Below are 13051 nucleotides of genomic sequence, written 5' to 3'. Positions count from 1 at the left end.
GGGCATAAGAATGTCAATTAAACAAATATTTTTAGCAGCAGTTTTAACAACAGGTTTTACAGCATCAGTTCATGCTGCGGATGCTGTACATCATTTTGATTTTAAATCAGCAGTTGATCGAGCTGTGGCTGATGGTACGTTAGATGGTTCCGTGAAGTTCTATTTGAAAGGGAATAAATCTGGCGGACGAGTTCTCGAAAAAGAAATTGTGACTAATCAAAAGACCAACGGTTTCGGAAAATCAGCTGAAAAAGCTTGTGACTGGGTGCTTCGTTCGGCACTTATTCAGTTGGATAAGGCTGCAAAAGCACGTGGTGCAAATGCTGTAACAAATATCGTAAGTTATTATAAAAAGAATGAAAATCAAAGCTCTACTACCTATGAATGTCATAAGGGCATGGCTGTGGCTGGCGTTGCTTTAAAAGGTGATATTGTTAAGTTCTAATTTTTGATTGAGTTGAGCCAATGATGAAACGTGAGATTCAGTTGCATATACATGCTTTGGCTCAACTTTTAACTCAAACTAAATCAGACTTTCCTAGCTTTCGTGATTTTAATGTTTATAAAAAAGAACAGATTCAGGCGTATCGTAATCAGCTTTTAGCAAAGCAATTGAATTGTGATAAGAACACACTCATATTTTCTAAGCATGAGCATGGTAAACCTTTTTTATCATCTCACCATCTTCACTTTAATCACTCTCACAGTCATGAATATTATGCTTTGATCATGAGTCAACAGGTGAAAGATATTGGTGTAGATGTTGAAGAATTAGGGCGGAAAATAAGATTTGATGCCTTTGCACAACATGCCTTTCATATAGATGAATATAAAACTTGGCAACAGCAAGGACAAGACAGGGAATATTGGTTTAAGGTCTGGACAACCAAGGAAGCGATATTAAAAGCGTCTGGTTTGGGTATTCGTTTGGATTTAAATAGTTTGAATACAAACGTTCATCCAGAACAAAATGGAGGAATGTGTACTCATCCGATGATTGGAACATTTGCATATCAAAATTTTATTTTAAATCAGAATATTGTGGTAACAGTGGCTTGGCGTGCAGAGCCATCATGTCGAGGATTTCAGTTTCCACAAATTAAAATCAAACAAGATTAGAAACTAGAACCATTAATTCGAAAACTAATGGCTTATCCATTTCTTTAGCCTTGCGTATTAAGCAAACTTTTTCACTTTAGCATTTACCTTTTCTCGAGAAATTGTATAGTAAAAAGTCCCACCAAACAGTACGCCAATAAACCAATTAAATGGTGCCAAGAATTGTAAACTCGGGACAAGAACCAACATCAGACCAATACTGACAGATGTTATCAATGCAATGACTGCTTTTCTATTAATCCCTTTTTGGTAGTAATAATGACCTGTCGGCTTATCGTTAAATAGGTCATCGACAACTACATTTTGTTTGTGAATAAAATAGAAGTCAGTCAGCAAGATGCCAAAAAGAGGGCCGATAAAAGCAGCAAGCGTATCAAGTGTGTAGTGGATTAGTTCAGGTGAATTAAATAAATTCCAAGGCGTGATGAAGATGGAACCCACCGCTGCAATCATGCCTGCTCTACGAAAGTTGAGATAACGGGGGGCAAGATTTGAAAAGTCAAAACCCGCTGAAACAAAATTGGCAACGATATTGATTCCAATTGTTGCAGTTAATACAGTCAATAAGCCTAATACAATGACAACACCACTATCCATCATTGCGACGGTCTCCAATGGATCATGTACCATTTTACCGAAAACACTAAATGTTCCTGAAACGATCATTACCACAATAATAGCGAAGAAAATGAAGTTGAACGGAAGTCCCCAAAAGTTCCCTTGTTTGACCTGTTTCATGTCTTTGCCATAACGAGAAAAATCACCAAAATTTAATAATGGCCCTGAAAAATAGGAGACAACTAGGGCAATCGCGACAATAGTTTGCATTATCTGTTGGTTTAAAGTGAGTTGTTTATCACTGAGGTTAAAGGAAATATTATGCCAACCAGCTTTCCAGACGAGCCATAAAGCGAGTGCCAACATTACGACATAGACCATTGGTCCAGCCCAGTCGATGAATACTTTGATGGTTTCCATTCCTTTCCAGAAAACCAAGGCTTGTAAAATCCACATGAAAGCAAAGCAAATCCATCCAATTGTGCTTAAACCAGCAAACTCGGTCAATGCGAATGGATGTAAGGAAGGGTAAAACTTCAATAGAACCATCACGAGAGCATTAGAGGCTAACCAAGTTTGAATACCGTACCATGAAACTGCGATCAAACCTCGAATGAGGGCTGGGATGTTCGCACCGTAAATTCCGAAAGCTTGACGTGAAATCACAGCATAAGGCACACCTGAGATTTGACTCGGTTTTGCAACGAGATTCGCCGTAATTTGAACGATCATAATACCAACAAGCAATGCGAGTAGAACTTGCCAGCTAGCAAGACCTAGTGAAAATAAACTCGCCGCAACAACGTAGCCTCCCATACTGTGTACATCAGACATCCAGAAGGAGAAAATATTATACCAAGTCCAGTTTTGCTTAGCTGGTACGAGATCTTCATTAGAAAGTTTAGGACTATAGTTTGCATTATAGTTCATAGCTGGTCTTCAAAAATAAACAACAGTTCAGACCAGTTATGCGAAAATTGAGCCAAAATTATTTTTTTATAGATTTTAATTTTTAATTCATTGATAAATATTGCTTTATAAATTTTATTAACTTTTATCTGTTCAGACCAGTTGTATTGAAATATGATCGAATTTATTTTGTGGCTTAAAAATGTGCATAAATGGGAAAATCAACCCGAATCCAAATTATTAATCCGAATACCAGTATCAAAATGACACAGGCGATTGGTGAAGCTGCTTGTCAGGTCGCATTTGCTGATAGCGAAATTATTGCTCAATCTCCAGAGGAGGGTGTTCCTTCGATTGAGGGACATTATGACGAAGCAATATCGGCAATCGGTATATTGGAGCTAATCAAGCAAGGAAAAGAGCAGCAAGTCGATGGGCATATTATTGCTTGTTTTGGTGATCCAGCTTTACATGCGGCTAGAGAATTGGCGCATGCGCCTGTGATTGGAATCGCTGAAGCTGCATTTCATATGGCGAGTTTGATTGCAACAAAATTTTCGATAGTGACAACTTTACCTCGAACAAAAATTATTGCTGAGCATTTACTGCATCAGTATGGATTTGAAAGGAAATGTGAAAAGATTCGTTGTATTGATTTACCTGTATTGGCGTTGGAAAATGATAAGCAAATTGCTTATGAAAAATTATTAGAAAGTTGTCAACAAGCTAAAATGAATGATGATATTGGTGCAATTGTTTTAGGCTGTGGAGGAATGGCGGAAATGGCAGATCAGGTCAGTGCAGAGTTGGAAATTCCAATTATTGACGGTGTACGTGCTGCCGTAAAATTGATTGAAAGCTTACATCACTTAGGCATTAAAACGAGTAAATGGGGAGATTATGATTATCCTTTGGAAAAGTTATAAGTTAAGCCGTTTTCCAAAAGTCTCATTATAAAAAATTTAGCTAAGCTAAAATACAAAAACGCCAGCATTAAGCTGGCACTTTTTGAATCATCATAAAGTTTAGATTTAAGGAATCTCTTCTTCATCAAATTCAGGTTTAACTTGTACAATGAAGTCTTGACGGTTCAAGCCACGCCATAAAGCAAATGCAGTACCGATATAAATCGAAGAATAAGTACCGACAAATACCCCGATAATCATAGCTAAAGAGAACCAGTGTAGACCATCACCACCAATGAAGAACATTGCAAGTACGACGAGTAATAATGTCATAGAGGTGTGAATCGTACGGCGTAAAGTCTCAGTTAACGCAATATCCACAATTTCAGTTGGTGTAGCACCACGGATCTTACGGAAGTTCTCACGAATACGGTCAGATACGACGATGTTATCGTTAAGTGAGAAGCCTATAATTGCTAAAACTGCAGCAAGTACGGTTAAGTCAAATGACCATTGGAATAAAGCAAATGCACCAAGGATAAGGATGATATCGTGGAATAACGACATCACAGCGCCCATCGCAAGTTTAAACTCAAAGCGAATAGTGACGTAAACCAGCATTAAAAGTAATGCTAGTGCAACTGCACCCGCTGAACGAACATAAAGCTCGTTACCGACTGCACCACCCACCGCATCGACTTTATGTACTTCAACGGTATTGTTTGGTAGTTGGACAGCTGTAGTGATTGCATTACTCAAGTCTTCAACTTGCAGGTCTTCTTGAACAGGCATACGAACGATCAGGTCAGTGTTACTTCCTAGCGTTTGTACAACCGCATCTTTAAAGCCTGCTTTATCTAAGGCTTGAACAATTTGACTTGGTTGAACTGCTTGTTTGTAGTTCAATTCAGCAGAGATACCACCAGTAAAGTCCAAACCTAAGTTCAAACCTTTCGTTACGATAAAGAAGATACTAGCAATCGTCAGTAAGATCGAGAAGATTGCAGCTGGTTTAGCAATCTTCATGAAAGGGATGATTTTTAAATCATCTGGACGACCGTATTGTTTTGAGTCTTGTTGAGTCAGATTCGTCATATCAATCTCCTTAAATGCTCAACTTCTTCAAATCACGACGTTTGCCATAAATGATTTGTACAATTGCACGAGTCACCGTAATCGCTGTAAACATTGAACAGACGATACCGATCATGAGGGTCACAGCGAAGCCTTTAATTGGGCCAGTACCGATTGCAAACAAGATGAATGCAACAAGGAATGTGGTTAAGTTCGAGTCAAAAATAGTGTTATAGGCTCGATCATAACCCGCGACAATCGCCTGTTTAGGCGAGGCGCCCCATAGAATCTCTTCTCGTATCCGCTCACAGATCAATACGTTTGCATCGACGGCCATACCAATGGTAATCACGATACCCGCAATACCCGGAAGGGTGAGGGAAGAGCCAATCCACGACATTACTGTAAGAATCATTGCAAGGTTAAATACCAATGCAAAGTTTGCGATCAAACCAAATACACGGAAGAACACAACCATCCAGATCGCAACCAGTAAGAAACCGATTTGCGTTGAAAGAACACCCTTATCAATGTTTTCTTGACCTAGACTAGGGCCAACTACGCGCTCTTCAACGAAGTACATTGGTGCAGCTAAAGCACCCGCACGTAACATTAATGCTAGTTCTGCTGCTTCTTGAGGTGAATCAAGACCCGTGATTCGGAATTGTGAACCCAATACTGCTTGAATCGTTGCGGCATTAATCACGACAGATTCTGTATAGGGTGTACGAACTTCAGTTTGAGTACCAGTTTGTGGATCATTCACATAGCTAATTTTTTGTTTATTCTCGATAAACAATACAGCCATGCGTTTACCAACTGCATTACGTGTTGCATCCGCCATCAGCTTACCGCCAGCGCTGTCTAAGGTAATATTTACCTCAGCACCACCAGAGTCTTGGCTAAAGCCAGAGCTTGCATTTTGGACGCGCTCACCCGTTAAGATACGGTTACGATTTAAAAGCAGTTGGCGACCACTGTCTAAAGATTCATAAGCAAAAACTTCAGTACCCGGAGGGAGTGGTTGACCATTATATTTTCCAGAATATGGATCAATATATTGATCATTACTATCAGAAACTAAACGGAACTCTAAGTTTGCAGTACGACCTAAGACACGTTTTGCTTCAGCAGTATCTTGAACACCAGGTAGTTCAACCACAATACGGTTATTACCTTGAGTTTGGACTAAAGCTTCTGCAACACCGAGTTCATTAATACGGTTACGTAAAGTCGTTAAGTTTTGGTTGACTGCATAAGACTGAATTTCCTGACGACGTGCATCAGAGTAAGTGAGTCTTAATGTTGCACCATTAGCCGTTGCAACTGATTGCTGAGTAAACTCATTACCGTTACGACGTAAGAAGTCTGCGGCAGCATCACGATCAGCACTATCCGCGAATTGAACCGTAATGGTGTTATTGTTTAAAGCAAGATTGTTAAATTTGATTTTGTTATCACGAAATTGACGACGCAGATCAGTCGCAGACGTTTCTAAACGTTGACTAATCGCTTTATCCATGTCGACTTCGAGCAAGAAATGTACACCACCACGTAAGTCCAAACCGAGTTTCATCGGCTTAGCCCCAATCTTTTGCAGCCATTCAGGTGTGGTTGGCGCAAGGTTGAGAGCAACCACGTAGTCATCACCTAAATCACGGCGTAACACTTCTTTCGCTTTTAACTGTGACTCAGTTGTGTCCAAACGTAATAAAGCCGCATTATTGGTGAAGCTATTATCATGACTGCTAATGTTGGCAGTTTTTAAAATCTGCTCAGCTTTTTGCACCACAGTTTGATCAATCTGAGTCCCTGCTTTTGCCCCTGAAATTTGGACAGCAGGTTCATCTGGATACAAACTAGGAAGTGCATATAACGTACTGACCACAAGAACAACAAGGATCAGTAAATATTTCCATGCAGGGTAACGCATTCGTTTTCTTCTTAAATGAAAAAGTCGTGCTAAGGCACGACTATTTTATGATTAAAGGTTATTTAGAGTGCCTTCAGGAAGTACTGAAATAACACTTGCACGTTGGATTTTTACATCAACACCACGGCTGAGTTCAACAACAGCGAAATCACCATCAATTTTAGTGATTCTACCCATTAAACCACCAGCAAAAACGATTTCACTGCCTACGCCTAAACTTTCAACTAGAGAGCGGTGTTCTTTAGCGCGTTTCGCTTGAGGTCTCCAGATCAAGAAGTAGAAGATTGCAACGAAAACAGCAATCATCAATATGTTAGCCATTAAGCTTGGACCTTGTGCAGCTGCAGGAGCGGCGTGAGCGGTAGAAATGAAAAAGCTCATTTTAATTTCCTAATCAAATAAAAGCGAAAAAATTAACAATAAATTCCAATTCGTTTTGCAATGTACCTTGTCTTGCGTTTAGGCGCAAATCTTGATGCATCAATCTTCAGGGCAAGGTGGAACTTCTAATCCACGACGAGTATAAAAGTCCTGAACATATTCATCAAAAGTGCCATTGTCCAATGCATCACGCATACCTTGTGTAAGGCGTTGGTAATAACGCAAGTTGTGGATTGTGCCGAGCATAGATGCCAGCATCTCACCGCACTTCTCTAAATGATATAAATAGGCACGCGTAAAGTTTTTACAAGTGTAGCAATCACAATGTGGGTCTAAAGGCCCTTTATCATGGCGATATTTACTATTACGAATTCTTACCAGACCATCGGTGACAAAATAATGACCATTACGTGCGTTACGAGTTGGCATCACACAGTCGAACATATCGACGCCACGACGTACTGCTTCTACGATATCTTCGGGCTTACCAACACCCATCAAATAACGTGGTTTGTCATGTGGCATTTTATTCGGTAAATAATCAAGCACCTTGATCATTTCATCTTTTGGTTCACCAACAGATAAGCCACCAATCGCATAGCCATCAAAACCGACCTCTAAAAGACCTTTGAGCGACTCATCGCGTAAATCTTCATACATCCCACCTTGGATAATGCCAAATAACGCATTTTTGTTGTTCAGCTCATCATGGTGATGTGTTTTACAGCGTTTCGCCCAACGTAAAGAAAGCTGCAATGATTTTTGTGCTTCTTCATGGGTGGCGGGATAAGGTGTACATTCATCAAAAATCATCACGATGTCTGAATTGAGTACGTGTTGGATCTCCATTGATATTTCTGGAGATAAGAACACTTTTGAACCATCGATAGGAGAGCGGAAAGTTACACCTTCTTCTTTGATTTTACGCATAGCGCCTAAGCTGAATACTTGGAAGCCGCCTGAGTCAGTCAGAATCGGTTTATCCCATTTGATAAACTCGTGCAGACCGCCGTGCTCTTTGATGACTTCTAAGCCAGGGCGTAAATACAAATGGAAAGTGTTACCCAAAATAATTTGTGCTTGAATCTCTTCAATATCACGAGGCAACATGCCTTTTACAGTACCGTAAGTACCAACGGGCATAAATACTGGTGTTTCAACAACACCATGTTCTAAAGTGAGTCGACCACGACGGGCGCGCCCCGACTGACCTAATTTTTCAAATTGCATGACACCAATCCATCAAGGCGAAAAAACAGTTCGCTGATCAAAAACGGCTATTTTCCTTGATTATGATGTCTAGTTCTACTACTAAATGTAGCCATAACCAAAAAATAAAAAAGCCAATTCAAGTGGAGACTTAAATTGGCTTTAAAATGATTGGGCTTGAGTTTAAAAATTTGGTTTATAGTCAAAATTCTCAGTCGCAAGATTATCCCGAAATGGGCGAATTTCTTTCTTCGATAATGTCAGTGTATTGATCAGGTTATTTGGGAAAACTTGGATGTGGTTGTTGAATAACTCAACATTACGGTTAAAGATTGTAATCGCAGCACCAACATTTTCGTTTTGCTCTTGAATGTCATCCATCATTTTGCTGTAAAGCGCATCAGCCTTTAACTCTGGATAATTTTCTACAACGACGTTGAGGCTACGGATGAGTTCTTTACTCATTTTTTCGATGCTTTGTAGTTGAGAAATATCCGTATCATTGACATTCAAGTTCAAGATTTGCTGACGAAGCTCTGTAACTTTTTCTAAGGTTGATTTTTCAAACTGAGTGTATTGCGCCAAGGTTGCTTCCAAAGCCTCTAAAGTTTTTACTTTTTGGCGTTCAAAGTTGGCGACTTCTGACCAAGCTCGTTTAGTGGCATTGAAGTAACGCACAATCGTATTGCGAATATTGATGCTCCACACAATCAATATAACAAAAATCCCCAAGAAAATGAGCAAGCCCATCATTGTCGTTCTCCTTATTGTTATTGCTACAAATCCGCTCTTTTGAAAAGAGACCAACTGTACTGAAAACAGTGGAATAGATTTAGCGAATTAAGTTAAGCATGTGTTGCTGAAATTTTTGATATTGGGGCATGGTCATAGTGCGTAAATGACCGCGCAACGCTGGAATATCATTAATCTCATCTCGTTTGCTTGTGGTTTGAAAGAGGTCTTGTTCACCCACATAGCAAAGAATTTGCTCTTGATGATGATAAATTAAATCACCACTAAAATGTTGAAAAAAATCATTTAACTTTAACGTCATACTTGGACTAACTTCTCTTGCGAGTTGATGTTGGTCGCATCCAAAAATATTAATTTTTCGATTAATTAAAATATCACTACTTTGCCAAGAACGCGTATACGGTTCAAAGAATCGCGAGCGTTGATTGCTTACAGCAATACCGAGTGCTGGCATTTGAAAGATGAATGCACCCCATAAGTCCTTTTCAATTTCTTTTACGATTTTTTTATCAGTATTGCCATCCTGAAAAATAGGCATTTCACTGACGTATTGATATTTAAATACCAAGACTTGATGTTCAATTTCACCATCATTCCATGTTGTAGAGGCGTAATAGGTGATTTCATTTGATTTATCCCCACGATTGAAAAGTGGAAAGTATTGCTTTAATCGACTGATAACCAATATCGGTTGTGCTTGGATTGGAAGATATGCTGGAAGTTGTTGAAACTTTAATCCATAGCGTAAATCAATCATTCGTTGTTCAAGATAATGAATCACTTGTCTGAGTGGTTGTTGCGATTCATAAAGCAGATAGGCTAAAAATCCTGTGAAGAATGCACCTAAAAAGCTCCATATAAATTGGATATGTGGATGGAGAAAAAAGCCAAAAATTAAAGTGCTAATACTAGTCATGGCTAATAAATAGGGGAGTACATTAAAAAAACGGAGACTATGATCTTCTCGCCAAGGATGTAATTTATCTAATAACTCTTGATCACTATGAGACGTTTGCCCAGCTTCCCAAAGTCGAGCAATATTTCGAAAAACCTGTGCATTTTTTTTACGTCTGATATGTAAGGCTTCTTGTACTGTGTCGATCGGCATGGGATTAGTCGGTTCATTATAATAAATCTGTATGATTTAGATTATGCTTTAAATTTCAGAAACTAAGAAGTGTCTTAATCGTGCTTTTTATACTTGGCGAATCCATCAGAGTATATGGAGTTGTTTTTATTGTTCAGCTAAGTTGATCTATAAAACTCATCGTATTTATTCCGAAATAACATAATTATTTCACTAGACTTATCTAGCTCCCAATCTTAGAAAGCTAGATAAGATGTGAATTTTATGAAATTTATTTTTGCAAATTTATAATTAGTTTTTTATTACTAAAGCAGAACTTCTTAAAATTTTGCTTGGTCAACCAACATCGCATCGCCATAACTAAAGAAACGATAACGTTGCTCAACAGCATGTTTATAAGCCGCTAGAATATTGTCGCGATTCGACAAAGCTGAAACCAACATCAATAAGGTCGATTCTGGTAAATGGAAGTTGGTAATCAAACGATCCACGATACAGAATTGATAGCCTGGGTAAATAAAAATTTGCGTATCGCCTGTCCAAGCGGCAATTTGTCCTTGATTTGCTTGTGCCGCACTTTCTAGGGCACGAGTTGCTGTTGTGCCTACTGCAATTACTTTATTTCCACGAGCTTTGGTTTCTAAAATCAAATCAATCGTTGCTTGTGGTACATCGCACCATTCACTATGCATAATGTGATTGGTAATGTCAGTCGTGCGCACAGGCATAAATGTACCTGCGCCAACATGTAAAGTCACAAATGTTTTTTGCACGCCTTTTGCAGCTAGTTTTTCCAATAAATCTTGGTCAAAGTGCAAACTTGCTGTTGGTGCTGCAACACTAGCAATTTTTTCAGGATCGTGAAAAACCGTTTGATAGCGTTCAGTATCAATGTCTTCAGCTTCACGATTGAAATATGGTGGAATCGGTAACTGTCCATATTGATCAAGTACAGATAAAATAGGTTGCGAAAACTTAACTACAAATAAGTTTTCATGGCGACCTTGTACGGTTACAGGAACAGCATCTTCACCAATATAAAGTTCTGCACCGGCTTTCGGTGAATTACTCGATTTAATATGGCAATGCGCTGTATGCGTATCCAACATACGTTCAACGAGGACTTCGATCGCGCCACCTGTAGCACGCTTTCCTTTTAATCGTGCTTTCATGACCTTTGTATCATTGAGTACGAGTAAGTCCCCATCTTTCAATAGATCTAAAATATCGGTAAACGCGTGGTCGTGAAACTGACCGTTTGCATCGATATGGAGTAGGCGTGATGCACTACGGCTATCTAGAGGATAGCGAGCAATAAGTTCATCTGGAAGATCAAAAGAAAAGTCGGAGAGTTGCATATTTTTCTTTACCACATATGAAAAAACCCCAAACTTTTAGTGCTAGTTTGGGGTTTTGAAATTCTGGTCCCGAGGGTCGGACTCGAACCGACACGTCATCTCTGACAGCGGATTTTGAGTCCGCCGCGTCTACCAATTTCACCACCTCGGGAAGAGTGCGATGCTTTGTGTTGCGTATATTACCTTGTTTAAATGTCTTGTCAATAATGTAAAGCTCGTAGTTGTTGAATTTTAGATCAATTGTTTCAGTTGGTATTGAAGAGTTTAAGTGATACCTATTTTCCGTTCTTTGTTTTAGAGAGATATTTTTAATGAAATTTCACGTTTTGTTGAGAATTGATTGATTCTACAATTGCGTTTTTTGTTAAAGTTTGTTAATACTAAGTGATAGTTTTCTCATTTTTTTAAATAAAACGTAAACAACGGTATAACGATAATATTCGAGAGGCATGCATGGCTATTCAATTATTAGAATTACAGCAAGCCGAAAAGCTAAGTGCTTGTAAACTATCTCTTTCTATGGGTCTTAACTCAGACCAAAACACGCTTGAACAATTCTTACAATTTAACCGCAAGTTGATGCAGACTGGTACAGCTTTACTCGCCTTTCACCAAGAACCTTATTTATGGCATCGCTGTTCAGAAAAATTAAAAGCAATTGATACCGCGAAAATCACAAAAAGTTTAAATACGTTATTTGTCAACGATGATCTGATTGACCATTCACATTCACAATATCCAACATTGATTGGTTTTCTCAATGCGTTGAAATGCAAGGCAGAATCAGCTATCGCAGTACATTTGCGACATTCCGACCAAACATCTTTAGGTTATCTCATTCTACTCGATACAAAAGTATTGGAATTTACTGAGACGCAAAAACAGCTTCTTCAAGAACATTGCAAAAACTTTATGCAACAGCTTGAGTTAAAACTAAATCATGATGAATTAAAAGAATTATATGAACAAGAATCTGCATTAAATTTTAGTAAAACTAAGTTTTTCTCGATCATTTCCCATGACTTACGTGCACCATTTCATGGTCTCTTGGGCTTCTCTGAAATTTTAGCCAAAGAACGCGAAACTTTGGATGAGTCTAGTATTCAAAATATTGCTGACTACCTCTATGACACATCACAGTCCACTTACAACTTATTGGAAAGTTTGTTGAATTGGGCGATGGCTGAAGGTGGGCGTTTTGTTTATCACCCAATTAATTTTAAATTACGGCAGATCACAGATATTGTGACGGATATTTTAAAAACCTTAGCTTTGAAGAAAAATATTCAACTGATTAATCAAGTAGATGAAAACCTAAAAGTCTATGCCGATATGAATATGATCACTTCTTTGATTCAAAATCTTGTGTCAAATGCGTTGAAATTTACGGATATTGATGGTTCTGGAAAAGTTTACATCCAAGCCCAAAATAAAGGTGAAATGGTCGAGATTAGCGTAAAAGATTCTGGTTTGGGCATGACCGATGAGCAAATACAAAATCTATTTCAACCACGTATCACCATGAGTTTCAAAGGTACAGCTGGCGAGAAAGGTGCTGGTTTAGGTTTGTCTTTGTGTAAGCGTTTTGTAGAACTCAATCATGGTGAGATTCATGTGGTTTCTAAGGATGGTGAAGGGACAACATTTAAAGTGACATTGCCTGCAGAGCGTGAACACGTTGATTTATGTACAGATCAACATAAAAGTAAAGCAAAATTAGCCTAAAGAGATTTTAAACATAAGCTTGTAACTGATATAACTAAAT

General features: G+C 38.7%; 12 protein-coding genes and 1 tRNA gene. 4 read left to right on the top strand and 9 right to left on the bottom strand.

Translation table 11 applies throughout. The annotated features are described in order from the left end of the window. Positions 1 to 10 precede the first annotated feature (10 nt). Together F959_RS02805 and F959_RS02800 are read left to right on the top strand one after the other, a co-directional pair. A complete protein-coding gene (locus tag F959_RS02805; RefSeq protein WP_004877358.1) occupies positions 11 to 445 on the top strand; it encodes a hypothetical protein in 435 nt (144 codons plus the stop codon). A gap of 20 nt (positions 446 to 465) precedes the next feature. Next, positions 466 to 1119: a 4'-phosphopantetheinyl transferase family protein gene (locus F959_RS02800; protein WP_004877357.1), complete on the top strand. Its 654-nt coding sequence runs from the start codon at positions 466 to 468 to the stop codon at positions 1117 to 1119. A gap of 57 nt (positions 1120 to 1176) precedes the next feature. Here F959_RS02800 and F959_RS02795 read toward each other — a convergent pair whose 3' ends face one another. Continuing rightward, positions 1177 to 2607: an NCS1 family nucleobase:cation symporter-1 gene (locus tag F959_RS02795; RefSeq protein ID WP_004877355.1), complete on the bottom strand. Its 1431-nt coding sequence runs from the start codon at positions 2605 to 2607 to the stop codon at positions 1177 to 1179. A 191-nt stretch (positions 2608 to 2798) separates the two neighbouring features. Between F959_RS02795 and F959_RS02790 the strand changes: the two genes are divergently transcribed. After that, the gene (locus tag F959_RS02790; RefSeq protein ID WP_004877353.1) at positions 2799 to 3512 is read left to right on the top strand and encodes an aspartate/glutamate racemase family protein; all 714 of its coding nucleotides are present in this window, start codon (positions 2799 to 2801) and stop codon (positions 3510 to 3512) included. Between the two features lie 105 nt (positions 3513 to 3617). Here F959_RS02790 and secF read toward each other — a convergent pair whose 3' ends face one another. The 8 genes from secF to F959_RS02750 form a co-directional block, all read right to left on the bottom strand. Further along, on the bottom strand, positions 3618 to 4586 hold the full coding sequence (gene secF, locus F959_RS02785; RefSeq protein WP_004877351.1) for a protein translocase subunit SecF: 969 nt from the start codon (positions 4584 to 4586) through the stop codon (positions 3618 to 3620). Positions 4587 to 4596: 10 nt separating this feature from the next. Further along, complete coding sequence (secD, locus tag F959_RS02780) at positions 4597 to 6498, bottom strand: protein translocase subunit SecD (RefSeq protein ID WP_004877349.1); 1902 nt, start codon at positions 6496 to 6498, stop codon at positions 4597 to 4599. A gap of 51 nt (positions 6499 to 6549) precedes the next feature. Beyond that, positions 6550 to 6879 carry a preprotein translocase subunit YajC gene (gene yajC, locus F959_RS02775; RefSeq protein WP_004877347.1) on the bottom strand — a complete coding sequence of 110 codons (330 nt, stop codon included), beginning with the start codon at positions 6877 to 6879 and terminating at the stop codon, positions 6550 to 6552. A 99-nt stretch (positions 6880 to 6978) separates the two neighbouring features. Beyond that, on the bottom strand, positions 6979 to 8109 hold the full coding sequence (gene tgt, locus F959_RS02770) for a tRNA guanosine(34) transglycosylase Tgt (protein WP_004877345.1): 1131 nt from the start codon (positions 8107 to 8109) through the stop codon (positions 6979 to 6981). A gap of 162 nt (positions 8110 to 8271) precedes the next feature. Continuing rightward, the gene (locus tag F959_RS02765; RefSeq protein WP_017196677.1) at positions 8272 to 8841 is read right to left on the bottom strand and encodes a LemA family protein; all 570 of its coding nucleotides are present in this window, start codon (positions 8839 to 8841) and stop codon (positions 8272 to 8274) included. A gap of 79 nt (positions 8842 to 8920) precedes the next feature. Continuing rightward, positions 8921 to 9949 (bottom strand): hypothetical protein, encoded by a 1029-nt coding sequence (locus F959_RS02760; RefSeq protein WP_004877340.1) that lies wholly within the window; start codon positions 9947 to 9949, stop codon positions 8921 to 8923. Between the two features lie 299 nt (positions 9950 to 10248). Continuing rightward, positions 10249 to 11286, bottom strand: coding sequence for a tRNA preQ1(34) S-adenosylmethionine ribosyltransferase-isomerase QueA (gene queA, locus F959_RS02755; protein ID WP_004877339.1), 1038 nt, complete (start codon positions 11284 to 11286; stop codon positions 10249 to 10251). Between the two features lie 64 nt (positions 11287 to 11350). Continuing rightward, a tRNA-Leu gene (locus F959_RS02750) sits at positions 11351 to 11437 on the bottom strand. 302 nt (positions 11438 to 11739) lie between these two features. On the opposite strand from F959_RS02750, the gene F959_RS02745 reads away from it, so the two are divergent. Then, positions 11740 to 13011, top strand: a complete 1272-nt coding sequence (locus tag F959_RS02745) for a sensor histidine kinase (protein WP_004877337.1) — start codon at positions 11740 to 11742, stop codon at positions 13009 to 13011. Positions 13012 to 13051 lie beyond the last annotated feature (40 nt).

The organism is Acinetobacter venetianus RAG-1 = CIP 110063 (genome assembly GCF_000368585.1).
Taxonomy (GTDB): Bacteria; Pseudomonadota; Gammaproteobacteria; order Pseudomonadales; family Moraxellaceae; genus Acinetobacter; species Acinetobacter venetianus.
The sequence above is the reverse complement of the archived record's forward strand: the minus strand, read 5'-3'. Positions and strand labels throughout refer to the sequence as shown.

What these genes read in the sequence shown, in the direction of transcription:
- F959_RS02795 (WP_004877355.1), bottom strand. Translation starts at nt 2,607, where the DNA reads ATGAACTATAATGCAAACTATAGTCCTAAACTTTCTAATGAAGATCTC.
- F959_RS02800 (WP_004877357.1), top strand. Translation starts at nt 466, where the DNA reads ATGATGAAACGTGAGATTCAGTTGCATATACATGCTTTGGCTCAACTT.
- F959_RS02765 (WP_017196677.1), bottom strand. Translation starts at nt 8,841, where the DNA reads ATGATGGGCTTGCTCATTTTCTTGGGGATTTTTGTTATATTGATTGTG.
- F959_RS02760 (WP_004877340.1), bottom strand. Translation starts at nt 9,949, where the DNA reads ATGCCGATCGACACAGTACAAGAAGCCTTACATATCAGACGTAAAAAA.
- secD (WP_004877349.1), bottom strand. Translation starts at nt 6,498, where the DNA reads ATGCGTTACCCTGCATGGAAATATTTACTGATCCTTGTTGTTCTTGTG.
- F959_RS02790 (WP_004877353.1), top strand. Translation starts at nt 2,799, where the DNA reads ATGGGAAAATCAACCCGAATCCAAATTATTAATCCGAATACCAGTATC.
- F959_RS02805 (WP_004877358.1), top strand. Translation starts at nt 11, where the DNA reads ATGTCAATTAAACAAATATTTTTAGCAGCAGTTTTAACAACAGGTTTT.
- yajC (WP_004877347.1), bottom strand. Translation starts at nt 6,879, where the DNA reads ATGAGCTTTTTCATTTCTACCGCTCACGCCGCTCCTGCAGCTGCACAA.
- tgt (WP_004877345.1), bottom strand. Translation starts at nt 8,109, where the DNA reads ATGCAATTTGAAAAATTAGGTCAGTCGGGGCGCGCCCGTCGTGGTCGA.
- secF (WP_004877351.1), bottom strand. Translation starts at nt 4,586, where the DNA reads ATGACGAATCTGACTCAACAAGACTCAAAACAATACGGTCGTCCAGAT.
- queA (WP_004877339.1), bottom strand. Translation starts at nt 11,286, where the DNA reads ATGCAACTCTCCGACTTTTCTTTTGATCTTCCAGATGAACTTATTGCT.
- F959_RS02745 (WP_004877337.1), top strand. Translation starts at nt 11,740, where the DNA reads ATGGCTATTCAATTATTAGAATTACAGCAAGCCGAAAAGCTAAGTGCT.